Raw genomic sequence first — 24,413 nt, 5'->3', positions numbered from 1 at the left:
AGGTGTTATGGATCATAAGGAACTGGATGTTTGGAAGAAAAGCATTGATTTAGTGGAAGTTATTTATAAAGTTTCAACTAAATTTCCATCTTCTGAAATGTACGGATTAACTAATCAGATCAGGCGTGCTTCGGTTTCTGTGCCCTCAAATATAGCTGAAGGAGCTGGTAGGAACAGTGATAAGGAATTACTATATTTTCTGAATGTGGCGTTAGGATCACTTGCGGAAGTTGAAACACAGATAGAAATCGCCCTGCGACTCGGTTTTATATCTGATGGGGATACTGTATTTAAAAATATCACCGAAGTTCGAAAATTGATCATTGGCTTCAGAAATTATCTTAAGAAAAAAACTAATCACTAATCACCATTCACTAAAAAGATGAGCAAAGCGAAGACCCTTTTTACCTATTCACCATTCACTAATCACGACTCACTATAACATGAGCGAAGCAAATAACGACTGGCTCTACGAAATCACCCCAAAGCGGAAGCTGATCGACCTTAATTTTAAGGAGATCTGGCGGTACCGTGATCTGTTGGTATTATTTGTGAAGCGGGATATTGTAACCGTGTATAAACAAACAATTCTGGGGCCGTTGTGGTATTTTATTCAGCCTCTTTTTACTTCAGTTATTTTTACGCTGGTATTTAATAATATAGCGGATATCCCTACCGGAAATGTTCCTCCTTTTCTTTTTAATTTAACCGGGATCACGGCTTGGAACTATTTTAACCAATGCCTTAGCGGAACTTCAAATACTTTTACTGCAAATGCAGGGATTTTTGGAAAAGTATATTTTCCAAGAGTGATAATGCCTTTAAAAACAGTGATTTCTAATTTGTTTAAATTTGGAATTCAGTTGATTATACTAATCATTTTTTATTGCTATTATTTATTCCAAGGGGCCGAGCTAAGTCCAAATGCTAATATTGCGTTATTCCCTGTATATCTTTTAATGATGGCTTTATTTGGACTTGGGGCAGGCATGACGATCTCCGCATTAACCACAAAATATCGTGATCTCACGGTTTTAGTAGGTTTCGCAACTACCTTGTTAATGTATATTTCGGCAGTGCCATATCCTTTAAGTGAAGTTTCTGAAAAAATGCCGGATTGGGCCTGGCTGGTAAAATACAACCCACTTACGCAAATCATTGAAGGTTTTAGGTATATAATGTTGGACACTGGAACCTTTACCTGGGCAGGATTTTTATATACACTTACAATTTCGGTGATTATGTTTTTACTGGGTTTAATTATTTTTAATAGGACAGAGAAGACGTTTATCGATACGGTGTAAAGCCAAATTCAGCAAATTAATCACTAATAAAACTTAATGAAAAAAGGTTTAAAAAACATTATTAACCTATTTCTGCAGCCTTTCAGGTTAAAGTTGGTTAAGGAAAATGTATTAATTGAGCATATCGGAAATAAGGATTATGCAAAAGAATATAAGTTTATTTTAAATTACCCCTCGAAAAATGCCTCTGATTATTTATTTTATAAAAAACTTTCTAGATCTCAAATTAAACAAGATCTATTTGTCCTAATGGAGCTGGATTTTAAACGGAATGGTTATTTCGTGGAATTTGGTGCTACAGATGGCTTGTCGTTTAGTAATTCCTTTATATTGGAAAATGAATTCGGCTGGAACGGGATATTAGCAGAACCAGCAAAATGTTGGCATTCGGAATTGTTAAAAAATAGGGGTTGCTTTATAGAAAAAGACTGTATTTGGAGTGAATCTGGAAAAGAATTCAGCTTCAATGAAACTGAAAAAGCTGAATTATCGACTATTTCAGGAATTGAAATTGAAGATAATCATGGACCTCTTCGAAATAAAGGAAAGAAATATAATATTACTACTATTTCTTTAATAGACTTACTAGATAAATACAATGCACCTCCTATCATAGATTACATTTCCATAGACACAGAAGGAAGTGAATATCAAATCTTACAATCCTTTAATTTTAAAAAATATAAATTTAGAGTAATAAGTGTGGAACATAATTATTCTCCAGTACGGGAAAAAATTTATAATTTATTAATAGAAAATGGATACTGTAGGGTTCATACAGAATTTTCATTATTTCATGATTGGTATAGACTGAAAGAGGAGATGCGAGTGTAAAGAGGGAAATTCTATATAGCTGTGAAGGGTCTATAAATTGTTCAGTTTCAAAATATAAAAATGAAAATAGCTTATTTAATTACTGCTTTCGGGAACTACCATCACTTAAGAAGGTTGCTTAAAGCTCTAAGTGATGAAACAAAGCCTTCCTTCTATTTGCATATAGACAAGAAAAGTCCTCTTCCTGAAAATTTAAATGATATTGAAAATCTTTTTTTTATCAAAAGAAGAAAAGTTTGGTGGGGTGGCTGGTCCCATTTGGATGCTATACTTTCTCTAATGAAAGAAGCTTCAAAATCTTCCTTCGATTATTACGTTTTGCTTAGTGGTGCTGACTATCCTATACGGCCGAATTCATTTTTATATAAAAAACTACAAGAAGGTGGAGAGTACATTAATATAATTGAGGGTTTCCAAAGTCATAAACCTGAAAAACGTATAAAATATTATTACTTTGATTGTTTCGACAGGCGAGATTTATATAGTTATAAAACTAAATTATTTTTGACTTTAGAAAATAGTATGAGGAAAGTATTTATCAAAAAAAAGTATCCATTTGATAAAATATATCATGGTTCAACTTGGTGGGCTCTTAGTCATTTTTCAGTACAATATATTTTAAAAGTTATCGAAAGCAATTCTTTATTGATCCGATTTTTTAAAACTAGTTGGTGTCCGGAGGAATCTTTAATACCAACAATTTTAGGAAATGCTCCTTTAAACTTAAAATTTAAAAATAATCTCACATACACAGATTGGAATTGTTACCCTCCACCGGCAATCATTAATAAAAACCATCTAGATTTATTTTCTAAGGAACATTCATTTACCAGCGTTTACGGTAATTATCATCCTTTTTTTGCCAGGAAATTTAATGATGATTCTAACGAGGTAATTAGGGAAATAGATCTAAAGTTAAGATAGAAGTTATGGACAGAACAACTCTTATTCAGCATTTGATTGATAAAAACCAATACAGTAATTATTTGGAAATTGGCGTCTTTAAAGGTGCTACATTTTTTAAAGTTAAATGTAAGAATAAAATAGCTGTAGATCCCTTTTTCCAGTTTAGTAGATTAGAAAAACTAAAGTGGTATTTTAAAAATCCTGGAAATTTTAAAAACAGATATTTTGAATTAAAAAGCGATGATTTTTTTCATGAAGAAATGAAAACGAATAACCATTTAAATCCTGATATCGTATTTATTGATGGTTTGCATACATATGAAGCAAGTTTAAGAGATGTATTAAACTCTTTGACATATTTAAGTGAAAAGGGAACTATAGTGATGCACGACTGTTTCCCCCCAAATAGTGCCGCAGCATATCCTGCAGATTCATATCAACATGCCAGGAGTTTAAAATTAGAAGGTTGGACAGGGGAATGGTGTGGTGATGTTTGGAAAACCATAGTGTACTTAAAGAAAAGATATAGTAAGGAATTAGATATCCAGGTTTTAAATAGCGATTACGGTTTGGGAGTTATTAATTTTAGAGAAATAAGTAAATTAAATCTAGAAAAAGATGGAGCGCTTTTTGAAGAAATTGATAACTTAACCTTTGACAATCTTAGATGTAATCCCCAAAGTAGAATAGGATTAAAGGACCCTAAAGAATTTAAAAGCTTTATTGATAAAAAGAAATAAGAATGGGAGGTGTGATTTTAAAGGCAGAGAATCTCTCAAAACAATATCGTCTTGGTAATGTAGGTACGGGAAGCTTACAGCATGATTTAAATCGTTGGTGGCATAAGCTTCGTGGCAAAGAAAATCCTTATTTAAAAGTAGGAGGCGTGAACGACAGAAGTGCCACCGCCACCGAAGATTATGTATGGGCGTTACGCGATATAAATTTTGAGGTGAAGCAAGGAGAAGTTTTAGGGATAATAGGAAAAAATGGCGCAGGAAAATCTACTTTATTAAAAATTCTTTCCCGGGTGACGGCGCCTACCACCGGTAGTATAAAAACCAAAGGTAGAATTGCATCTTTACTGGAAGTGGGAACGGGGTTTCATGGGGAACTTACCGGAAGGGAAAATATCTTTATGAACGGTGCTGTTTTAGGAATGAGTAGAGCTGAGATTAAAAGTAAACTGGATGAGATCATCGCTTTCTCTGGTTGTGAAAAATATATAGATACCCCAGTAAAACGCTATAGCAGCGGGATGACTGTTAGACTTGGTTTCGCAGTTGCGGCCCACCTGGAACCCGAAATTTTAGTGGTTGATGAGGTGTTAGCCGTTGGTGATGCTGAATTTCAGAAAAAAGCCATTGGTAAAATGCAAGACCTTTCTACTGGAGAGGGTAGAACAGTGCTTTTTGTTAGTCATAATATGGCGAGCATTAAAAATTTATGTTCCCGTGGGGTGCTAATTAGAAATGGATTTTTAAGTGTTGATGGGTCGGTAGATCAAGTGATTGATAATTATTTAGAAAGTAATCAGAGATCGCAGGATTTTATAGATTTAGCAGAGGTAGATAGAAAAGGAACTGGAGAGGTGAAATTAAGGAATGCCGCCGTTTACGGAGCAGAAAGAAAATTACTACCTAAGAGTGGCGGGCCATTGAATATAGAATTACACTTTTATAATCCTTTAAATTACCTAGAGCAAGATATCGTGATTGAGTTTAGGATTGATGATAATGTCGGTCAAAGATTAATTTGGGGTAGCTCTAATATGGCTGGAAAATGCATTAATGGAATTCTAAAAAACTTAACCATTCAAATGGAAAATTGTATTTTAAATCAAGGAAGTTATTTAATGACAATTCATATCAAAGCTAAAGGTGTAGTGAGTGATTGGATTCAGAATGCGTTTAGTTTTAATGTGGAAGCAGGAATGTTCTACTCAACAGGAATTGAGGTGCCAGTTAGTCAGAGTAGAATTTTAGCCAATTTTGATTATAAATTCAATGATAAGGAAATTAAAAAATAAAATAAAAGAGATCGTTGATATCAGGTTTCGGCTTTTAAGAGACCAGCAGCATCAAAATCATCAGGATTTACTGTATCATCATCAGGTCCTATTTAATCATAGTCAGCTTAAGCAGCTTTTTCATGAGGATTCTTTTATATCATTTTCCGCGTGGGCAATTTCGCCAAGCACAATTCTTCATGTTCTTAATGATATCACTATTAACAACCGTAAATATATTATTGAACTCGGTTCGGGAGCTTCCACCTTTTATATAGCAAAATTATTAAAGGTACTCAATTCAGATGCTATTTTTTATACTGTGGAATCCGATGAAAAATGGGCCAAAGAATTGAAGAGACAGCTCCAATTATATGACATTTTTGATAGAGTAAATATAATAATTGCTCCTCTTGTTGAAGTTCCTAATAATTATTCTTTCCGCGAACAGGATACTTGGTATGATACTCAAGTTCTAGAAGATAATCTTACGAGTAAGGAAGAAATTGATTTGGTTCTGGTAGATGGACCTTTTGGTGGCAGTACCCCTTATGCTAGGTATTCTGCAATTCCCTTTTTAAAAAGTCGTATTGCAAGAGAAGCCAGTATTTTTTTGGACGATGTACAAAGGCCTGATGAAGCAGAGATATTAAAAGAATGGGAGAAAGTGTTAAAGAGGACATCAAAAATTCACGAGAGATATGGTTTTTTTACCAGCCAAAGAACTTTTGATGTCAGTCCTTTCCAAATATAAAAACCTATTATTAAATAATCATTTTTGAATCTTTTAGTTTCCATAATTATTCCCTCCTACAACCGGGCTTCTCTTATTGGGGAAACCTTGGAATCTGTGATTGCACAAACTTATCTAAAATGGGAGTGTATAGTTGTTGATGATGGTTCCAATGATTATATTTTGGAATTAATGGAATTTTATTGTATTAAAGACCCCAGAATTAAATTTTATACCAAGCCTGATCATCTTCCAACAGGAGCAAACTCCTCCAGAAATTATGGCTTCCAAAAAAGTAAAGGTGATTACATCCAATGGTTAGATTCAGATGATCTGCTTTCTTTTAATAAAATAGAAGAGCAGATTTCCTTGTTAGATGGTAATATCTTAACCTTATTAACTTGTAAATGGACAAGATTTTCAAATCGGGAAAAAGAAAGTGGTTTTGAAGATTTAAAAATTTATAAGGATTTTTCCTCTTCATACTCTTTTTTAGAAGCCCTGGCAGATTCTTTTGGATACCTCCCCCCTCACGCTTATTTGATGCATCGCCACCTTATTTTAAAAGCAGGCCCTTGGTTAGAATCTCTTTTAATGAATCAGGATGGAGAATTTATGGTAAGGATAATTTCTAACGCTAAGAAAATTAAACATTCTGAAGAGGGAATAGTGTATTATAGACGTAGTATTGAAGGAAATACGAGTTCTTATGATTCAATAAAAAAAGTAGAAGATCTAATAAATAGCTGGAAACTTATAGAATCCTATCTTAAAATACAGTATAAAGAGGATAGTATCTATTTTGTAACAAGAGCAAAAGAAAGGATATTCCAAAATTTAGAAAACACCTATCCTTTTCTAATTGGTAAACATGAAAACTTTTTTGATGTGAATATTCACAAGAAAACGAAGAAACAGACGATATTCGAGAAATTAAAAATTAAATGGGTGCAGTTTAAAAAAAATACACAAAACAAGATGCAGTAGATGAATGATTCAAAAATACTTTTTTCTATAATTGTCCCGACTTTTAATCGAGCTGATATAATTAAGGAAGCCATAAAGAGCGTTTTAGAACAATCATATGATAATTGGGAGTGTCTTGTTATTGATGATGGTTCTACTGATGGTACTGAAAGAATCATTAATTCATTTAAAGATTCTCGCATTAAATATTACTACAAGAGCCATGAAGAAAGAAGTAAGGCAAGAAACTTCGGAATTGCGATAGCCGAAGGAGAATACATCTGTTTTTTAGATAGTGATGATATTTATTTCCCAAACCATTTAGTCGCACTTCTAGAGAAAATAAATAAAGTGAATTTTGTTATAGGAATTTTTCATACTGAATTAAATATTTGTCAGAAGCAATCAATACATCATGAAAAATGGTTTGAAAATCTAAACAATAAACAAGTTGCAAATTTTATTCTTCAAGGTAAGTCTTTATATATTAATGCAATTTGTGTGTCAAGGGAAGCGTTCAACTATAACAAATTTCCTGATCAATTTTCTTATTGGGAGGATCAACATCTGTGGTTAAGGCTTTTAATCAAGTTTCCTTTTTTTTCTGTAAACCAAGTTACTACCCAATGGAATATAACCGGTAGTAGTTCAGTTAATACAAACTTTCAAGAAAAGCCACTAAAAAAAATGGAAAGTTATCTAAGATGCATTACTGATGTAGAAGAAAAAAAGGAAATTACAGCATGTAGGTTTCTTGCTAAAGAAGATTTTAAGAATTTAAAACGAGAGAAAGCTTCTAAATACATTCGTCATAGTATTTATAAAGGAAAATATCTGTTTGCTATTCGGCAGTATATTATTTGCTTAAAATTTCTGGGTTTATTGGACATTTCTTCAGCCGTTGTTAAAATTGTTCATGAGAAATACAAGCTTTAAATTGAAAAGTATGAAAGAGAATCGTATTGCGATTATTTCTCCGGTTGATGACGCCTATTCTGAAACTTTTATTCAGGCACATAAAAATTTATTAAAAGGGAAAGTGTACTTTTATTATGGTACTTTAGCTAAACAAAAGCTAAGTGGCTTTGGTATACTTGAAAATACCTGGAAAAAGCCTTTCTATAAAATTCAAAGAAATTTTTTTCAAAAAAATTATAGTTGGTATTACCAACAAATTCTTCTTGATTCCTTCAAACAAAATAAAATTGACGTAGTGTTAGCTGAATATGGCAATACCATTGGACCTTACTTGCCAGTTCTCAGGAAATTAAATTTACCATTGATAGTTCATTTTCACGGTTATGATGCTTCCATATTAGAAGTAATTGAAATAAATAAAAGTTATAAAGATATATTTGAATATGCTAGCTTTATAATTGTTGTCTCTAGAAAAATGGAGGAGGACATCCTGCGCCTGGGGTGTCCTAGAGCTAAATTAATATATAATGTATATGGTCCAAATGATTTATTTTTCAATAATCAACCGGATTTCCTAAATCTTCAGTTTTTTGCTGCAGGAAGGTTTGTTGACAAAAAGGCGCCCCATTATACTATTCTTGCTTTTCAAAAGGTAATAAAGGAATTTCCTAAAGCAAAACTTATAATGGCAGGTGATGGCCCTTTAATTTATTCTTGTAAGAATCTGGTCAGGTTTCTGGGTTTAGAAAAGAATGTTCTATTTGTGGGTGTTTTAGATCAAAAGAAAATGTCAAAATATTTAGAAAAGTCTTTAGCCTTCGTCCAGCATTCTGTAAGAACTGAATATGGGGATATGGAAGGAACTCCTTTAACTATTCTGGAGGCATCAGCAGCAGCTTTACCAGTAATTTCCACGCGCCATGGAGGAATTGTGGATATAATAAAGGAAAATAAAAGCGGATTTTTAGTAAATGAACATGATGTAGAAGGAATGGCGAAATCTATGAGAAAACTCCTCTGTAATAATAAGTTGGCCAAAGAAATGGGGGAAAAAGGAAGAGGCATAATAAAAAATTCCTTTACATTGTCAAGACATATTTCAGTGTTGAATGATTTACTTTACGAAGTAAAGAAACAAGATAAAAGCATAAAATAATAGCTCTTAGTAGAATTATACAATGCCGCAATTGGAACCCTTAATATCTATAATCATACCTACTTTTAATAGGTGTGAAATGATAGGCCAAACGTTAGATTCCATTTTAGCCCAGACTAATCAGAGGTGGGAATGTTTTGTTATTGATGATGGTTCTACCGATAACACTGAACAACTTATGAGTTTTTATTGTGGAATCGATTCCAGAATTAAATATTATACTCGCCCAGAAGATATGGCTTCAGGCGCAAACGCGTGCAGGAATTATGGTATAGATGTTAGTCAAGGGGATTATATTAAATTTTTTGATAGTGATGATTTGATGTTTCCATCTCTACTAGCTGAAGAAATAAAAATTATTGAGAATCAAGGTGAGGTAAATATTATTTCCTGTGGGTTTGAGAAATTCACAGATAAAGAAATGAATAGCCCTAGATCCTATAATGTGAATTTAACGGACGATATTTTAAAGGATTTTTGTTTCGGTAATCTGGTGTTGAACACGCCGTCCCTTTTGTATTCTCGGGAAATTATTGGGAATACCAGATTTGATGAGAAATTATGTAGAGCTCAGGATTTAGATTTCGGGTTTAAAATTTTAATTAAGAACCAGATGAAACATATTCCATTAAACAAGGTTCAGGTGAAAGTGCGAGTTCATCAACTTTCGATAAGTGGAAACTATTTAAACCGTATTACTTCAGAAGCATTATTGTCGGAATTAAAAGTTAGGAAGGATATAGCAGAATTTCTATTTAAAAAAAGGAGTGAAAAAGAAGCCCAACAATCCATTTTATATTATTTCTTAGTTTATAGACAGATGTTATTATCAAAGAGATATAAACTATTTTTTTATAATCTTTCTAAGCATCGTTCTTTTTGTAGAAGGTTGAAATGGAAATTACTTCTTATAGGTCTAGTTTTTGTTTTAACTGGAAGAGGGGAGACAAAATTCTCAAATGAGGTAAAGTTAACCTTGTATTAATATGACAAGTTCACCAAGTCTTAAAATTAATTTTGCTGATTTTTGGGCGACATTTGATAAGAAAAACAATTTATTTTATAGAATTCTTTCGGAAAAATATGAGGTTATAATAAGTGAGGATCCGGATATACTTTTTTATTCCTGTTATGGTTGGGAGTATCTAAAATTTAATTGCATTAGAATATTTTATACCGCTGAGAATAAAAAACTGGATTTCACAGCTGCTGATTTTGGTATTTCTTTTGAATTTTTAGACAGAAAAAATCATTATCGTTTTCCCTTTTACGCTTATAGGATTTTGAGTTCTAATAACTTGGATAAGTTATGTCAAAAATTTACCGAGCAGGAAGCTGAAAGGCAGTGGGAACAAAAGAAAAGGTTTTGTTGTATGGTAGTTTCCAATCCGGGTGCAAAAAAAAGAATAGAATTTTTTCAAAATCTAAATAATTTAAAAAAGGTAGATTCAGGAGGAGGTACATTAAATAACATCGGAGGTCGCATAAGTAATAAGTTAGAGTTCATTTCAAAATATAAGTTTGTACTTGCATTTGAAAACGAATCTTTTCCAGGCTATTTAACAGAAAAACTCGTGGATGGAATCTTAGCTGGAGGTATTCCTGTTTATTGGGGGGATCCGTTAGTTGGTAATGTTTTTAATGTTGAGAGATTTATTCATTATAGACCAGGAGAGAACGAAGAAGATATTTTTGCTACTATATTTAATATGGAAAAGGACAAGGAAAAGTATATGGAGATTTTGAGGAAACCTGTCTTCAGGAATAATACAATTCCCGATGTCCTTGAGATAGATAATTTGAGTCAATTTCTGTTTTACTGCATTTCAGAAAGCAAAAATAGGAAACCGGTGGCAAAAACTGCAAAAAAGTATTTACACCAGCTAAATATCAAGAAAAGAAAACTTCAAAAGAAACTGATCTTCTTGAATCGAAGATTAAACTTTCTTCAAAAGATAAAGAAGAACTTTATAGGTTAAAAGTAAAATGGGAAATAAAATAAGTATTATCCTTCCGACTCTTAACCGTGTTCATCTTATTGGAGAAATGCTCGATTCTGTCTTAAAGCAAACATTCGAAAATTGGGAGTGCCTCATCATTGATGATGGTAGTACTGACAACACAAAAGAAATTGTCCACTCATATACTGAAAAAGAGAAGCGATTCAAGTATCTACAAAGGTCTGATTCTCATCAAAAGGGACTTCCTGGTGCGAGAAATTATGGTTTGGAATGTGCCAAAGGAAAATACATCATATTCTTTGATGATGACGATATTGCCCACCCACAAAATCTTGAAGTATGTCAAAGATTATTGGAGAATACAGGAGCTGATTTTTGCCATTATAAGAAGCAGTCTTTTGCCGAATCTATTCCTTTGGTTGGGCAAATTCCTGATCCCGTGAACTGCTATGGCATTGGCCCCGCACAGATTGAGCAGGTGGTAATGAACGAGATTGCCCTTGCTTCCTGTACCGTGATGTGGAAAAAGGAATGTTTTGCTAGTATCAGATTCAATGAATCCTTGAGTTATGCGGAGGAGTGGGAGTGTTATATAAAAATTTTGTTGGAAGGCTATGAAGGTGTTGGCATTGATGAGGTTTTGTACTATAATAGAAAACACCCGGAGTCCAATACCGGGGAGTTTTGGCTGGGGAATGAGGGAAGAAAAGCTTCTCAGGTGAAAGCTGTCAAATTAATAATTAAAAATTTGAAGCAAAAAAGACTCCTTTCCGGAAGGTTAATTCGCTATTTTGTGCAAATGGGAATATTTCTGAAAGAAAAATCAATAGTGGATTATGTTCTGGAAATATCGTACGTCAATATTTTAATCCGTGCAAAATATCGAATGCTCTATAAATTTTATCCAATCTTCGTTATTGGTCATCGCACAAAAAAACTTATTAAAAAGAATCTATCTTGAAACTCCTCCTTTGTTTTGGTACCCGCCCTGAAGCCATAAAAATGGCGCCGGTAATTCATGAGCTTAAGAAGGAAAAAATGCCTTTTAAGGTTTGTGTAACTGCACAGCATCGGGAAATGCTAGATCAAGTCTTGGATTTTTTTGAAATAACTCCGGATTATGATCTTGATCTAATGAAATCCGGACAAACCCTTAATGGTTTAAGTGCGTCTATTCTTAGCGGGATGGATGAGGTATTTGATGATTGGCTTCGACAAGCTCAGTCTGACGTGGAGATGGTACTGGTACATGGAGATACTACTACTGCCTCTATGATTGCCCAGGCAGCTTTTCACAGGCAGATAAAAGTAGGACACGTGGAAGCGGGATTACGTACCTACAACAAAACTTCCCCATTTCCTGAAGAGATCAACCGGCAGCTGATAAGTAGAATTGCAGACATTTATTTTACTCCGACGGAGAAAGCAAATGCAAATCTTTTAAAAGAAAAGATTCCGGCAGAGCAAATAGTATTGACAGGGAACACTGTGGTAGATGCACTATATTGGGCGAGAGGAAAATTTGCGGAAAAAGAGCTTACTCAGGAAATTATCGAGCTAAAATCTCGATTAAATGATGATAAAAAGCTGATCCTTGTTACCGGTCACCGTCGGGAAAATTTCGGGAAAGGTCTGGAAGAGATAGGAGAAGCGCTGCTCGAATTATCTTTAAATGATGATTTTGAAATAATTTATCCGGTGCACCTTAATCCTAATGTTAAAAATCCGGTGAATGAGCTGCTCGGAAATAAACCAAACATTCACCTGGTGGCACCAGTCGCTTATCCAACCATGCTATGGTTGATGCAAAGAGCTGAAGTAATTATTTCGGATTCGGGGGGAATCCAGGAAGAAGCTCCTGCTTTTGGAAAACCCGTTCTGGTCACCCGTGAATTTTCTGAGCGAATGGAAGGAGTGGAAGCCGGGTTTTCTGTGCTTGTAGGAACAAACAAACAGAAAATTGTGGAGGAAACTATTCGCTTATTACAAAATCCTCCAGACCTAAAAAAAAAGCCGAATCCTTATGGTGATGGCAAGGCTGCGGAGAGGATTGTGGAAATTTTGAAGGATTTGTGTTAAATCAGAGATTGGGATTGCTTCAGTCGTGAAAAAACTCCTTCGCAATAATCCAAACGAAGATTCAAGTTAGGGATTGCTTCAGTCGCCAAAAACTCCTTCGCAATGATTGAAACGAAGATTCGGGTAAGGGGCTCCTTCGCAATGTTTGAGACTAAGATTAGGTACAGGGATTGCTTCAGTCGCGAAAATGCTCCTTCGCAATGACCCCAACGGAGAACTGACATAATTCACTTTAAATCTTTATTTTCGCTTTAAATCCATTAACAGTGCCCCAAAAAAAGAAAATTCTGATTGTTGCTGAATCCATTGACGTGGAGGATAGTAGTGGTTCTAAAGCCAACGTGGGGCTTATTCTTAATTTAAAAGATGTCGGATTTGAGGTGTTGGTTTATCATTATACCCGAAAGGAAATTCAGCTGCCGGGAGTAAAATGTATTGCCATAAAAGAAAAAAGATCGAATGCAGTTTTCCTCTTAAGCAGGCTTCAGCGAAAACTTCAGCATGGATTGAAGATAAACCTGGCGAAACATCTGGAACCGAAATTTGGCTTTTCGTTTACTTTTTTTAATGATGTAAGAAGTATAGCGGCAGCTTTAAGAAAGGAGAAAGATTTTAGGCCGGATATCGTTTTGACTCTAAGTAAAGGAGCTAGTTTCAGACCTCACTATGCTTTGCTGAATACTCCAAATCTTCACGAAAAATGGATGGCTTATATCCATGATCCATACCCTTTTCACTATTATCCTGAACCGTATAATTGGTCTGAGCCCGGTTATGAACAGAAGATTAAGTTCTTTGCCCAAGTTTCACAGAAGTGCCGCTGGGCAGCTTTTCCGAGTCAGCTGCTAAAGGAATGGATGGAAGAGTTTTATCCTGCTTTTAAAGAGAAAGGTTTAGTAATTCCACATCAGATGAGGGAAGAAAATGAGCCATTAGAGGTGCCAGCGTATTTTGATCCTGAAAAATTCAACTTATTACACGCAGGAAACCTTATGAAACAAAGAGATCCCTTTCCTTTGATACAGGCTTTTCAAATTTTTCTAAATAAAAATCCGGATGCCGCATTTAAAACCCGGTTACTGCTGGTCGGTAGTGCATCTTATCATATTTCAGCTTTAAAGAAGAAGGAACAGGAAACAGAACAACTTGTGGTAAGTGATGGTTATGTTCCTTATGACCTGGTTCTTGAAATGCAGGAAAAAGCCTCTGCTAATATTATATTAGAGTCGGCTGCTGAAGTAAGTCCTTTTCTGCCGGGAAAATTTCCACATTGTGTTGCTGCCAACAAGCTTATTTTGCACCTGGGGCCGGAGAAAAGCGAAGTGAGAAGATTACTTGGATCCGACTATGAGTATTATGCTGAAGCTAATGATGTAGAAATGATATCTGCAAAACTGGAACAGCTATATGTAAAATGGAAAGCCGATCCTGAATCTTTGCAGTTAAATAGAGAGGATCTGCATTCGTATCTTTCAACAGATTACTTAAAGAAGAAAATAGAGAATCTTACTTAAAAGAGATGGAGGCTTCAGTACTAATTGTTTCAAATAACAGATCAGCAGAACTCCATAGAACCTTAAAGGTGCTTCAGGAATATTTGGATTTTGATCGTCATGAAATCCTGGTGCTTTTGGATGGGTGTAAAGATGATTCAGAAAGGCTTATCAAGCTGCATCCTGAGGTGAAGTGGGAGATTTCAGAAGAAAATTTGGGAGCATCAAAAGCCAGGAGCATTCTTTATAAAAAAGCAAAAGGAAATATATTGTTTGGTTTTGATGATGATGCCCATCCTTTGCAACACGATTTTATAACAATATCCAGTAATATTTTTGCTGAAAACAGCCGCGTAGGTATTATAGCATTTAAAGAAATCAAAGGAATATTTAAATTTGATGCGGAGATCCCTGAAGTCCTGAAAGAGGGGCCGGATTACCTTGTTAAGGATTTCCTGGGTTGTGGATTTGCGATAAAAAAGGAGGTATATGAGAAAACCCGTGGATTTCCTGTGTGGATTGATATCTATGGGGAAGAAGTTTGTGTAGCGATGGAGACCCTGGAACTGGGCTACGATATTTTGTTTACACATCAAATCGTTGTAAATCATCGCACTCAAAAACAAAAGAATAATACTGGAGGAGCAAATTATTTCCGGTTTGGGAAGCAACTGAAAAATACGGCTTCTTTTTATTTAGTATATTATCCTTTTCCGTTATTGCTAAAAAAGATTTTCAGGTTATATTTTTTGAACTTTAAGAAGTATGGGATGAAGAATGGTAAATTTCTAAAAGAATATGCCAGAGCATTAGGTATAAATGCCTATCATTTAAATAACGTTCTGAAACACAGAAAACCGGTTTCAAAAAAAACCATAGCCAGGTTTAATAACCTTTCAAATCCTACTTATTAAAATCAACTTATGCAGATAATTGCTGAAATAGGACAAGCTCACGAGGGAAGTTTAGGACTTGCTTTAAGTTATATTGACGCTTTGGCAGAAACAGGAGTGGACGCCGTGAAATTTCAGGTGCATATCGCCGATGCAGAGAGTAGTATTCATGAACCTTTTAGAGTAAAATTTTCCCAACAGGATTATTCCCGCTTCGAGTATTGGAAGCGGATGGAATTTTCGCCGGAACATTGGAAACTAATTAAAACGAGATGCGATGAACAAGAAGTGGAGTTTCTGGCTTCCCCTTTTAGTAATGACGCGGTAGACCTTCTGGAAGAACTGGGGGTAAAGCAGTATAAGATAGGATCGGGAGAAGTGAATAATTTTTTGCTATTGGAGAAGATTGCTAAAACGAGAAAGCCCATTATTTTATCATCGGGAATGAGTTCATTTGCTGAACTTGATCAATCTGTTGAATTCTTGAGAGAAAGAGAAGTGCCTTTTTCTTTACTGCAGTGTACCACAGCTTATCCCACTCAGCCGGAAAATTACGGTCTCAATGTGATAAAAGAATTAAAGGAAAGGTATGGTGTTAAAACTGGCTATTCAGATCATTCAGCAAAAATAGAAACCTGTATTGCCGCCGCTGTTTTGGGGGCGGAGATCCTGGAGTTCCATGCGGTTTTTGATAGAAGGAGTTTTGGCCCCGATGCTAAATCTTCTTTGGAAATAGATGAAATAAATCAGTTGGTTAAATCGGTAAGAAGCATTTCATCGGCATTAAAACATCCTGTAGATAAAGAAGATAATTCTTCTTTTAACGAATTAAAAAACATTTTCGAAAAATCCCTAGCAGTAAATAAAGATCTGCCTCCAGGACATATTATTAAATTTGAAGACTTGGAGGCCAAAAAACCAAAAGGCTTCGGTATTCCTGCTTCCGAATTTGAGAAGGTGATAGGAAAGAAGATAAAACAAGACCTAAAGCAGTGGGATTTTTTAAAGGAGGAGGATTTGAGCTAAGGTATTTACAATGCGAACCGTCATTGCGAATCCGCCGTAGGTGGACGTGGCAATCCGTTGTAAGCTGTCTCCTAACATGATCGTGACTAAGCCACAACAGATTGTAGCGCTTTGTTTCACTACGCTCGCAATTCCGGCTGTATCACTAATGGAACTGCCATTGCGAGGCGATAGCAACGCTGCGCTTGCAATGACATCTTTACTACAACGTTTTAAAGTCCCTCGTAATAATCAAAAATGTTCCATTGATTTTTTATATTTTTAGCCTCTACGCATCCCCAATCATTATGAATTTAAAACAATTCACCCATACTCAGTATAAGCAGTATTGCCTGGCTGAGGGAAGTCAACATATTGTAAGTGAATTTGCACTTTTCCACATTCTGAACCTTGTGAAAAAATACAAATTTAAAAGGATCTTAGAAGTTGGTGTGGGGATAGGAACTATTTCCGGGTCTCTGATTAAATTTTCAAAAGAAGAGGGGCTTGATATAAAGTTTACAGGGACTGAAGCAAATGATTTTTGTCTAAGCCAGATACCGAATAATTTAGGACAGAATCGTTCCCAATTAGATTTATATCCAGAAGTTTCAGCCATACCATTACAGCAAAAGTTTGATTTAATTATCATTGATGGAAGTGAGCAAAACCTAAGAGAAGTAAAACAAAAGATGATTCCCGGAGGTATTATTTTAATTGAAGGGGATAGAAAAGATCAGGTAGAAATAATTAAGAATATTTTTCCGAATTCCGGGTATGCCCATTTAATTTCATTAAACAGGAATGGAGAATACTCAGTAAAAAGATCTGCTGATTTTCAGGGTGGTCTCAAAATAATATTTACTACACCAACAGCGAAGCAAAGTCTGCACTGGATTAACATGAAAGCAAGTACAGCTGCAAGGTTTCAATTAAGGAAATTGTTATGATGAATGGATTGAAAAGAAAAATCTGTGTAGTAGTTACCGCCCGCCCGTCCTACAGTCGGATTAAAACTGCGCTTACCGCTATAAAAAACCATCCAAATCTGGAGTTACAGTTGGTGATAGCTGGTTCCGCTTTACTGGACAGGTATGGGAATGCGGTTGATTTCATCGAGAGGGATGGCTTTTCGATTGCAGCAAAAGTGTTTATGGTGCTGGAAGGAGAAAATCCTACCACTATGGCCAAAACTACCGGAATTGGCGTAATGGAACTCACCAATGTTTTTTATAATCTGCAGCCAGATGCCGTGATAACAGTTGCCGACAGGTTCGAAACCATCGCCACTTCCATTGCCGCTGCATATCAAAATATTCCGCTGGTACACGTTCAGGGAGGGGAAGTGACGGGAAGTATAGATGAAAAGGTGCGTCACGCCAATACTAAATTGGCAGACCTGCACCTGGTTTGTACTGTAGATGCAAGGGAAAGGGTAATCAAGCTTGGCGAGGAGCCGGACAAAGTGATCAACACCGGTTGTCCTTCAATAGATCTAGCCAAAGAAGCAGAAGAAAATCCGGAGCTTAATTTTGATCCGATCCTAAAATACGGTGGGGTAGGTGCCGAATTGAATTGGAAAAACGGTTATATTGTAGTAATGCAACACCCGGTGACTACTGAATATAAAGAAGCAAAAAAACATATACAGGAAACCCTCAGGGCAATTAAAGCCTTGGATTATCCTGCCTTCTGGTTTTGGCCCAATGTGGATGCTGGATCTGATGGCACCTCCAACGGAATACGTGCTTTTAGAGAACTGGAACAACCAAAGAACATCCATTTTTTCAAGAATATGGAGCCTATGGGCTTTCTGAAGTTATTGAAAAATTCCAAAGCTCTAATAGGTAATTCCAGCGCCGGACTCAGGGAATGTGCTTATCTGGGGGTTCCGGTTGTGAATATTGGAAACCGGCAGCACCGGAGGAGTCGTGCCGGAAATGTAACCGATGTCGATTATAAAGAAGAAGAAATTCTCAAAGCAACAAAATCGGCAATAGAACAAAAGCATTTTCAAAGTTCTACCCTCTACGGAAATGGAAATTCAGGAAAAAAAATTGCTGATATTTTAGCTGAAACTGAATTGACCTTCAGTAAAACCATCACGTACTAATGAGGGTTTTAGGGATCATACCGGCAAGAGGCGGAAGCAAAGGAGTACCGGGTAAAAATATTAGGAAATTTGAAGGAAAACCTTTAATTTCTTATGCCATTGAAACCGGAAAGAAAAGTAAGTTTCTTTCCGAATTGGTAGTGAACACTGAAGATGAGGAAATTAGCAGGATTTCTGAAGAATATAATTGTCGGGTAATAACACGGCCTGTTGAATTTGCTTCAGATACTTCCAATGTGGTAGAAACTGTTTTGGACACACTTCAGAAATTTGAAGCTGAAAATTTTTTTTTTGATGCTGTGCTGCTGCTTCAGCCTACAGCGCCTTTACGAACCGCAAAGGACATCGATAATGCAATTAAAATGTTAGAATCTGAAGGTACAGATGCTGTAATAAGTATGGTTTCCGTAGGAGATCATCATCCGGCGAGAATGTATAGAATGAAAGACAATAAAGCCGTGAGTGAGATGCCGGAATTTGAAAATACCAGAAGGCAGGACCTGCCTGAAAAATATATCAGAAACGGATGTATTTACCTGGTAAGAACGGAGATTCTTAAAAAAGAAAAAACCTTTATGCCAAAATCCAAAGCTGTTTACGTAATGGATGCGGAATGGGCAGTAAATATCGATACTGAAATGGATGTTCTTATTCTGAATGCGTTGATAAAGAAATGGAATAACCTAAGCCAATGAAAGCTTTAATAACCGAACCTTTAGATTTTGGAAGAGAGAATCTGAAACTGCTTGAGGAAATAGCGGAAGTTAAAAAAGGGCCATTTTCAAGATCTGATTTATTAAAAGCTGTCGGGGATATAGATGTCCTTATGATTCGGTTAGGACACGTTATTGATGAAGAAGTTTTTAAAAAAGCCAACAAGCTAAAATTCATTCTGACTCCTACCACCGGATTAAACCATATTGAGTTTAATACCGCTGAAAAAAGAGGAATAAAAGTGATATCCTTAAAAGGTGAATCAGCATTCCTGGCAGGTATTCCTTCTACAGCGGAACATACCTGGGCGTTAATGTTAGCTTTGCTGCGGAAGATTCCTGCAGCTCATCACCATGTAATGAATGGAAACTGGAAAAGAGATCATTTTAAGGCACACAACCTTTATCATTATAAACTCGGAATTCTGGGCTTTGGAAGGGTAGGGAAACAAATAGCGGAGTACGCCAGAGTATTTAAAATGCCGTTTGTGTTTTATGACACCGATCCCAATCTTAACAATCACCCTAATGCTGTGGAAGATCTGGAACAATTTATGAAAGAAATAGATATTCTTTCCATTCATATTCCGCTAAACCAGGAGAATACCAAATTTCTAAATGAAGCAAACCTGAAATATCTAAAACCAACCGCATATATCCTAAACACCTCCAGGGGAGAAGTAATTGATGAACCTGTTTTGGCTGATATGCTGGTTCAAAAGAAACTTTCCGGATTGGCTACAGATGTATTGGCTTTAGAAATTTCTTCAGAATCACGTAAGAATAATACCTTAATAAACGCAGCAAAGAAACTTGAGAATATAATCATTACTCCTCATATTGCCGGTGCTACCTATGAATCTATGTGGAGAACAGAAGAGTTTGTAATAAAAAAGTGGATGGAAATCCTGCAGGCATAACTTTCCTTCATATTTAAATTCTTATTTTGAGCCCCTCAAAGAGCGTTTTATGCAGACTAATAGTTCAGCAAAGAAATCAAAGCATATTCTGGGACTGGTAATAGTTGATGGAGTGGGGTATCGTAACTTTCTTTTAAGTGATTTCGTTAATCAAAGTTTGAATACTTTTGATGAGGTGGTGATTTTTTCGGGCTTACCTTCTGAATCTTTTGAAATGCAGGAGCGAGCTAATGTGAGTATTGTCGAGCTGCCTGTTTTTCAGGAATCAGGTAAAACCTGGTTTTGGCGTAAAGCCAAGGAAGTAGCCCATATGCAACTGCATAAGTACAACTTTGCCGGTATAGATTATAATCTTCAGAAGAATTATCCCATTACGAAAACTAAACGGGCGCTAATTACTAAAATGATTTTCAGAATAACTTCTGTATTTCATTCAGAAAAATGGATTAACAGGTTTTACAGAAATCAAGTTAGTTCTTTTAAGAAAGATGAAGTTACAAAAGTGTACAGCGAATTATTGAAAAGAGAGGAGTTGGATCTTTTATTTTTTACACACCAAAGGCCACCTTATCTCGCACCACTTGATTATGCCGCGAAGAAATTGGGGATTAAAACCTGCTCTTTTCTTTTTAGTTGGGATAACTTACCGTCAAAAGGAAGAATGGCAGCGCCCTTTGATTCCTTTCTGGTATGGAGCGATTTAATGAAAAAAGAATTGCATTTTTTTTATCCTGAAACAAAAAAACAGCCGGTGGAGGTGGTGGGAACACCACAGTTTGAACCTTACGTGCTGGACAGATATACATCTTCAAAAGAGGATTTTTACCACAAATTTGAGCTGGATCCTGACCTTAAAACCATTTGCTATAGTTGTGGTGACGCTTCTACCAGTAAAAATGATCCTTTTTACATTGAGGTTATTGCTAAACTTATGGAGCAGAACAAATTAATTGAAAAGGTTAATTTCCTGGTGCGTACTTCCCCGGCGGAGGATGGTTCAAGGTTTAAAGAAGTAAATAAAAGATTTTCCTTTATCAAATGGAATTATCCGAAATGGGAATTAACCCGAAAAGATCATCCGGAACCATGGTCTCAGCGGGTACCACTTCCTGAGGATTTGAAAGATTTGAGATCATTCCTAAAATATTGTAATTTAAATATTAATATGTGCTCCACGATGAGCTTGGATTTTATGTTGTTTGACAAACCTGTAATAAATCCGACTTTCGGTACAGGGGAAAATGATCTTTATGATGATCAAAAATATTTACGATACAGCCATTACGAGCGTGTGCTGGAGAGTGGCGCAGTAGCAATCGTTAAAAATGAAGAGGAATTGGTTCGGGAAATTAATTTCAGTCTGAAAAATCCTGAAGCCCGGCTTAAAGAGCAAAAGGAATTATTAGAACTGCAGATTGGAAAGCCGCTGAAAGGAACCAGTCAAAGAATAGCTGAGAATTTAAATGAATTTTCAAAAGCTTGAGTGCCGGGAAACATATAGCTGTAATTTGCAACTACGAACTGAAACCGGATCGTATAGGGGGAATGGATCGCTTCTTTAAAGCGTATAATAAAGAGTTACTTCGAAAAGGGCATAAACTGACCTGGTTTTTTTCCGGTGGGGAGAGGTTTGAGTTCTATTCAGATTTTGAACTTCATCTGGCAGCACAGCAAGAATCTGTAGAGACTTTTGCCCTAAATTTCCTGAAGGAGAATGAAAGTTTTGATATTGTGGTTACTCATTTCCTGGCGCTATGCACTTCGTTTTATAAACAGCTGAAATATTTTAATCAGCCTTACATCATTGCAGTAGACCATAATCCGCGTCCGCTGCACGGTTTTTTATTGAAAAAGCGGATAAAAAATAAGTTAAAAGGAAAACTCTATTCTCAATATATTGATTGCTTCGTGGGAGTATCCCAATACACTGCTGATTATATCCTTCAGGATTACGGCAGCAATCTCAGAAAGAAGACAAAGGTGGTTTACAACGGCATTGACACTTCCGTATATCTAAAACGAAAAGAGGAGAACCGGGGAAAATTTATTGTGGCTTCACATTTAAGGGAATCCAAAGGCATTCAGGATTTAATTGAAGCTGTAAAAAATTTACCGGAACCTGTGCGAAAAGTACTGATAATTGAAATTTTTGGCGAAGGACCTTTTGAAAAAGATTTAAAGCAAATGGTGGAGGCATACAATCTGCAAGAGCAGTTTAGCTTTAAAGGAAGCAGTCCGCAGTTGCCGCAACTTTTCAGGAATTATTCTTATATGCTGCAGCCTACGTATATGGAATGTTTCAGTTTGTCTATTTTGGAAAGCCTGGGGGCCAATGTACCGGTAATCACCACTCCGGTAGGTGGGAATCCGGAGATTATATCCCACGGAAAGAATGGTTATCTTTTTCAGGCAGGAGATATAGAAGAATTAAGAGAGCTACTGCAAAGGGTAATGGCCCGGGAATTAGACATTTCTCAAGATGTCAGCGGATTAATAGAGAGGGAGTACAGCCTGGAACAAATGGTCACAAATCATATAAAGCTACTTCCATGCACCTAGGCTTTTTAACTCCGGAATATCCACATCCGAAGGTGCTTTCTTCCGCAGGAATCGGTACCAGTTTAGGTAACATGGTCACTGCATTGGCTTCCGAAGGGGTAGCGGTTTCGGTCTTTGTGTACGGACAAAAAGAAGATGCCGTTTTCTCTGAAGATGGTGTCAAATTCCATTTGATCAGGCAACGGAAATTTCCGTTGGCTGGTTGGTATTTATACCGGAAGTTCGTCCAGAATTACCTGAACAAATTTATTATAGTAGATAAAATAGAAGCTATTGAGGCGCCTGACTGGACGGGAATCACTGCTTTTATGAAGCTACGTTGCCCGTTGGTGATCAGGATGCATGGCAGTGATGCATATTTTTGTAAGCTCGAGGGGCGGATACAAAAAAAGAAGAATTTCTGGTTTGAAAAGGAAGCTTTGAAAGGTGCAGATCAGCTTTTATCGGTTAGTGAATTCACGGCAAAACAAACCTCTGAAATCTTTATACTGAATAAAAATATTGGAATCATTCCAAATTCTGTGGATACTAATTACTTCAGTCCGTATCAGAAAACCATAGAGCCAGATACGCTGCTTTACTTCGGTAGTCTGATCAGGAAAAAGGGAATCCTGGAGCTGGCGGAGATATTTAATAAAGTAGTGGAGCAAAAACCTGGAGTTAAATTGTTACTCTTAGGAAAGGATGTGAAGGATATTTTTGAAGAAAGATCTACTTTAGAATTGTTTCAGCAAAAACTTTCTCCTGAAGCAAAGGGACGGGTACAGCATATCCCCGGAGTGTCTTATGAGAAAATAAGAGAGTACATAGCTTCCGCCGCTGTAGTCGTCCTGCCGAGTTTTGCCGAAGCCCTGCCCATGACCTGGCTGGAAGCCATGGCTATGGAAAAAGCTTTGGTGACTTCAAATATAGGCTGGGCAAAGGAAGTAATGATTGAGGGGGAGACAGGATTTACAGAAGATCCAACCAACCATTCCGCCTACGCTGAAAAAATTCTACGTTTATTAAATGATACCGAACTTTCACAACAAATGGGAAAAGCTGCACGCCAGCAGGTGATCAATAATTTTTCCACGGAAGTAGTAGTGCAACGGAATATTGAGTTTTACAGGTCATTGCGAAGGAGCCCAGAAGGCGACTGAAGCAATCACATGAAGCACAGTTCTCACATGATGGTAATTCCCCACAACAGATTGCTTCGCTTCGTTTCACTCCGCTCGCAATGCCGGTGGGATCATGATTGTAGTCGGCATTGCGAGGCCGACAGGCCGACGCAATCTATAAAAATGTACTCCAAAAGAGATGGGAACTTCTTCACAACAGATTGCTTCGCTCCACTGCATTCTGCTCGCAATGCCAGTGGAAACATAATTGGAACCACCATTGCGAAGGAATCTCAAAAAGCGACTGAAGCAATTTCATAAAGTTAATCCCGAACGTGATGGTCACAACTCATTCAATATCAAAAACCCACCCATCCGAAAGATCCTTCCATTCCGGATTCATCTCGTTTATCAAATTCTCTTTTCTCGCTCTGTTACCTGCTTTCAATTTCTTTTCATAAGCAATTGCTTCCTTTATATTAGTGAATTCCTTATAATAAGCTAATTGATTGCAATTGTACCGGGAGGAGAAACCTTTGTAAAATTTTGTTTTATGCTGATATACTCTTCGGAGCAAATTCGAAGTAACACCCGTGTATAAGACCGTGTGGTTTTTATTTGTCATTATGTATACATGAGATAATTTCATCTTTAAATTTATATTTTTTACATCAATACGACCAGTCATTGCGAAGGAGCCTGAAAGGGCGACTGAAGCAATCTCATGAAACACACTCACTCTACATGAT

Annotated in this window: 26 protein-coding genes; 25 read left to right on the top strand and 1 reads right to left on the bottom strand. The window is 36.3% G+C overall.

Features of this window, described 5'->3' with window-relative positions:
* The first annotated feature begins 7 nt into the window (after positions 1-7).
* The 25 genes from RM549_RS02390 to RM549_RS02270 all read left to right on the top strand — a co-directional run bounded on the left by RM549_RS02390 (position 8) and on the right by RM549_RS02270 (position 23,985).
* Complete coding sequence (locus tag RM549_RS02390) at positions 8-364, top strand: four helix bundle protein (RefSeq protein WP_311680327.1); 357 nt, start codon at positions 8-10, stop codon at positions 362-364.
* A gap of 79 nt (positions 365-443) precedes the next feature.
* Positions 444-1,304 carry an ABC transporter permease gene (locus RM549_RS02385; protein WP_311680322.1) on the top strand — a complete coding sequence of 287 codons (861 nt, stop codon included), beginning with the start codon at positions 444-446 and terminating at the stop codon, positions 1,302-1,304.
* 36 nt (positions 1,305-1,340) lie between these two features.
* Positions 1,341-2,138: an FkbM family methyltransferase gene (locus RM549_RS02380; protein WP_311680317.1), complete on the top strand. Its 798-nt coding sequence runs from the start codon at positions 1,341-1,343 to the stop codon at positions 2,136-2,138.
* Positions 2,139-2,198: 60 nt separating this feature from the next.
* The gene (locus RM549_RS02375; RefSeq protein WP_311680314.1) at positions 2,199-3,062 is read left to right on the top strand and encodes a beta-1,6-N-acetylglucosaminyltransferase; all 864 of its coding nucleotides are present in this window, start codon (positions 2,199-2,201) and stop codon (positions 3,060-3,062) included.
* Positions 3,063-3,067: 5 nt separating this feature from the next.
* On the top strand, positions 3,068-3,784 hold the full coding sequence (locus RM549_RS02370) for a class I SAM-dependent methyltransferase (RefSeq protein WP_311680299.1): 717 nt from the start codon (positions 3,068-3,070) through the stop codon (positions 3,782-3,784).
* Between the two features lie 2 nt (positions 3,785-3,786).
* Positions 3,787-5,073 carry an ABC transporter ATP-binding protein gene (locus RM549_RS02365; protein ID WP_311680292.1) on the top strand — a complete coding sequence of 429 codons (1,287 nt, stop codon included), beginning with the start codon at positions 3,787-3,789 and terminating at the stop codon, positions 5,071-5,073.
* Positions 5,051-5,806, top strand: a complete 756-nt coding sequence (locus RM549_RS02360) for an O-methyltransferase (RefSeq protein WP_311680277.1) — start codon at positions 5,051-5,053, stop codon at positions 5,804-5,806. Before RM549_RS02365 ends, RM549_RS02360 begins: the two co-directional genes overlap by 23 nt.
* A gap of 24 nt (positions 5,807-5,830) precedes the next feature.
* Positions 5,831-6,772 carry a glycosyltransferase family 2 protein gene (locus tag RM549_RS02355; RefSeq protein WP_311680274.1) on the top strand — a complete coding sequence of 314 codons (942 nt, stop codon included), beginning with the start codon at positions 5,831-5,833 and terminating at the stop codon, positions 6,770-6,772.
* Positions 6,773-7,687, top strand: coding sequence for a glycosyltransferase family 2 protein (locus RM549_RS02350; protein WP_311680272.1), 915 nt, complete (start codon positions 6,773-6,775; stop codon positions 7,685-7,687).
* A 10-nt stretch (positions 7,688-7,697) separates the two neighbouring features.
* Positions 7,698-8,825, top strand: a complete 1,128-nt coding sequence (locus RM549_RS02345) for a glycosyltransferase (RefSeq protein ID WP_311680267.1) — start codon at positions 7,698-7,700, stop codon at positions 8,823-8,825.
* Positions 8,826-8,847: 22 nt separating this feature from the next.
* Positions 8,848-9,810, top strand: coding sequence for a glycosyltransferase family 2 protein (locus RM549_RS02340; RefSeq protein ID WP_311680266.1), 963 nt, complete (start codon positions 8,848-8,850; stop codon positions 9,808-9,810).
* A gap of 1 nt (position 9,811) precedes the next feature.
* Complete coding sequence (locus tag RM549_RS02335; RefSeq protein ID WP_311680264.1) at positions 9,812-10,804, top strand: glycosyltransferase family 10 domain-containing protein; 993 nt, start codon at positions 9,812-9,814, stop codon at positions 10,802-10,804.
* 7 nt (positions 10,805-10,811) lie between these two features.
* Positions 10,812-11,747 (top strand): glycosyltransferase family 2 protein, encoded by a 936-nt coding sequence (locus RM549_RS02330; protein ID WP_311680262.1) that lies wholly within the window; start codon positions 10,812-10,814, stop codon positions 11,745-11,747.
* Positions 11,744-12,865: a non-hydrolyzing UDP-N-acetylglucosamine 2-epimerase gene (gene wecB / locus RM549_RS02325; RefSeq protein ID WP_311680261.1), complete on the top strand. Its 1,122-nt coding sequence runs from the start codon at positions 11,744-11,746 to the stop codon at positions 12,863-12,865. Before RM549_RS02330 ends, wecB begins: the two co-directional genes overlap by 4 nt.
* Before the next feature lie 266 nt (positions 12,866-13,131).
* Entirely contained in the window at positions 13,132-14,379 is a 1,248-nt protein-coding gene (locus RM549_RS02320; protein WP_311680259.1) for a glycosyltransferase family protein, read from the top strand.
* Between the two features lie 5 nt (positions 14,380-14,384).
* A complete protein-coding gene (locus RM549_RS02315; protein WP_311680256.1) occupies positions 14,385-15,272 on the top strand; it encodes a glycosyltransferase family 2 protein in 888 nt (295 codons plus the stop codon).
* Between the two features lie 9 nt (positions 15,273-15,281).
* Positions 15,282-16,277, top strand: coding sequence for an N-acetylneuraminate synthase family protein (locus RM549_RS02310; RefSeq protein ID WP_311680254.1), 996 nt, complete (start codon positions 15,282-15,284; stop codon positions 16,275-16,277).
* A gap of 392 nt (positions 16,278-16,669) precedes the next feature.
* Positions 16,670-17,206, top strand: a complete 537-nt coding sequence (locus RM549_RS02305; protein ID WP_311680253.1) for a class I SAM-dependent methyltransferase — start codon at positions 16,670-16,672, stop codon at positions 17,204-17,206.
* Complete coding sequence (neuC, locus tag RM549_RS02300) at positions 17,203-18,369, top strand: UDP-N-acetylglucosamine 2-epimerase (RefSeq protein ID WP_432264690.1); 1,167 nt, start codon at positions 17,203-17,205, stop codon at positions 18,367-18,369. Before RM549_RS02305 ends, neuC begins: the two co-directional genes overlap by 4 nt.
* Positions 18,369-19,064: an acylneuraminate cytidylyltransferase family protein gene (locus RM549_RS02295; protein ID WP_311680250.1), complete on the top strand. Its 696-nt coding sequence runs from the start codon at positions 18,369-18,371 to the stop codon at positions 19,062-19,064. Before neuC ends, RM549_RS02295 begins: the two co-directional genes overlap by 1 nt.
* Positions 19,061-20,002, top strand: a complete 942-nt coding sequence (locus RM549_RS02290) for an NAD(P)-dependent oxidoreductase (protein ID WP_311680248.1) — start codon at positions 19,061-19,063, stop codon at positions 20,000-20,002. Before RM549_RS02295 ends, RM549_RS02290 begins: the two co-directional genes overlap by 4 nt.
* Before the next feature lie 49 nt (positions 20,003-20,051).
* Positions 20,052-21,485: a hypothetical protein gene (locus RM549_RS02285; RefSeq protein ID WP_311680247.1), complete on the top strand. Its 1,434-nt coding sequence runs from the start codon at positions 20,052-20,054 to the stop codon at positions 21,483-21,485.
* Complete coding sequence (locus tag RM549_RS02280; protein ID WP_311680245.1) at positions 21,482-22,561, top strand: glycosyltransferase family 4 protein; 1,080 nt, start codon at positions 21,482-21,484, stop codon at positions 22,559-22,561. Before RM549_RS02285 ends, RM549_RS02280 begins: the two co-directional genes overlap by 4 nt.
* Positions 22,552-23,703 carry a glycosyltransferase family 4 protein gene (locus tag RM549_RS02275; RefSeq protein WP_311680244.1) on the top strand — a complete coding sequence of 384 codons (1,152 nt, stop codon included), beginning with the start codon at positions 22,552-22,554 and terminating at the stop codon, positions 23,701-23,703. The genes RM549_RS02280 and RM549_RS02275 overlap by 10 nt, the downstream gene beginning before the upstream one ends.
* Positions 23,704-23,712: 9 nt before the next feature.
* Positions 23,713-23,985 (top strand): hypothetical protein, encoded by a 273-nt coding sequence (locus RM549_RS02270; protein ID WP_311680243.1) that lies wholly within the window; start codon positions 23,713-23,715, stop codon positions 23,983-23,985.
* A gap of 28 nt (positions 23,986-24,013) precedes the next feature.
* On the opposite strand, the gene RM549_RS02265 is transcribed toward RM549_RS02270, so the two are convergent.
* A complete protein-coding gene (locus RM549_RS02265) occupies positions 24,014-24,313 on the bottom strand; it encodes a GIY-YIG nuclease family protein (RefSeq protein WP_311680241.1) in 300 nt (99 codons plus the stop codon).
* Positions 24,314-24,413: the final 100 nt, after the last annotated feature.

Source organism: Autumnicola patrickiae, from assembly GCF_031846525.1.
Classification (GTDB): Bacteria; Bacteroidota; Bacteroidia; order Flavobacteriales; family Flavobacteriaceae; genus Autumnicola; species Autumnicola patrickiae.
The sequence above is the reverse complement of the archived record's forward strand: the minus strand, read 5'-3'. Positions and strand labels throughout refer to the sequence as shown.

Coding starts and splice junctions, on each gene's coding strand:
- RM549_RS02390 (WP_311680327.1), top strand. CDS start 8: ATGGATCATAAGGAACTGGATGTTTGGAAGAAAAGCATTGATTTAGTG.
- RM549_RS02385 (WP_311680322.1), top strand. CDS start 444: ATGAGCGAAGCAAATAACGACTGGCTCTACGAAATCACCCCAAAGCGG.
- RM549_RS02380 (WP_311680317.1), top strand. CDS start 1,341: ATGAAAAAAGGTTTAAAAAACATTATTAACCTATTTCTGCAGCCTTTC.
- RM549_RS02375 (WP_311680314.1), top strand. CDS start 2,199: ATGAAAATAGCTTATTTAATTACTGCTTTCGGGAACTACCATCACTTA.
- RM549_RS02370 (WP_311680299.1), top strand. CDS start 3,068: ATGGACAGAACAACTCTTATTCAGCATTTGATTGATAAAAACCAATAC.
- RM549_RS02365 (WP_311680292.1), top strand. CDS start 3,787: ATGGGAGGTGTGATTTTAAAGGCAGAGAATCTCTCAAAACAATATCGT.
- RM549_RS02360 (WP_311680277.1), top strand. CDS start 5,051: ATGATAAGGAAATTAAAAAATAAAATAAAAGAGATCGTTGATATCAGG.
- RM549_RS02350 (WP_311680272.1), top strand. CDS start 6,773: ATGAATGATTCAAAAATACTTTTTTCTATAATTGTCCCGACTTTTAAT.
- RM549_RS02345 (WP_311680267.1), top strand. CDS start 7,698: ATGAAAGAGAATCGTATTGCGATTATTTCTCCGGTTGATGACGCCTAT.
- RM549_RS02340 (WP_311680266.1), top strand. CDS start 8,848: ATGCCGCAATTGGAACCCTTAATATCTATAATCATACCTACTTTTAAT.
- RM549_RS02335 (WP_311680264.1), top strand. CDS start 9,812: ATGACAAGTTCACCAAGTCTTAAAATTAATTTTGCTGATTTTTGGGCG.
- RM549_RS02330 (WP_311680262.1), top strand. CDS start 10,812: ATGGGAAATAAAATAAGTATTATCCTTCCGACTCTTAACCGTGTTCAT.
- RM549_RS02315 (WP_311680256.1), top strand. CDS start 14,385: ATGGAGGCTTCAGTACTAATTGTTTCAAATAACAGATCAGCAGAACTC.
- RM549_RS02310 (WP_311680254.1), top strand. CDS start 15,282: ATGCAGATAATTGCTGAAATAGGACAAGCTCACGAGGGAAGTTTAGGA.
- neuC (WP_432264690.1), top strand. CDS start 17,203: ATGATGAATGGATTGAAAAGAAAAATCTGTGTAGTAGTTACCGCCCGC.
- RM549_RS02295 (WP_311680250.1), top strand. CDS start 18,369: ATGAGGGTTTTAGGGATCATACCGGCAAGAGGCGGAAGCAAAGGAGTA.
- RM549_RS02290 (WP_311680248.1), top strand. CDS start 19,061: ATGAAAGCTTTAATAACCGAACCTTTAGATTTTGGAAGAGAGAATCTG.
- RM549_RS02285 (WP_311680247.1), top strand. CDS start 20,052: ATGCAGACTAATAGTTCAGCAAAGAAATCAAAGCATATTCTGGGACTG.
- RM549_RS02275 (WP_311680244.1), top strand. CDS start 22,552: ATGCACCTAGGCTTTTTAACTCCGGAATATCCACATCCGAAGGTGCTT.
- RM549_RS02270 (WP_311680243.1), top strand. CDS start 23,713: ATGAAGCACAGTTCTCACATGATGGTAATTCCCCACAACAGATTGCTT.
- RM549_RS02265 (WP_311680241.1), bottom strand. CDS start 24,313: ATGAAATTATCTCATGTATACATAATGACAAATAAAAACCACACGGTC.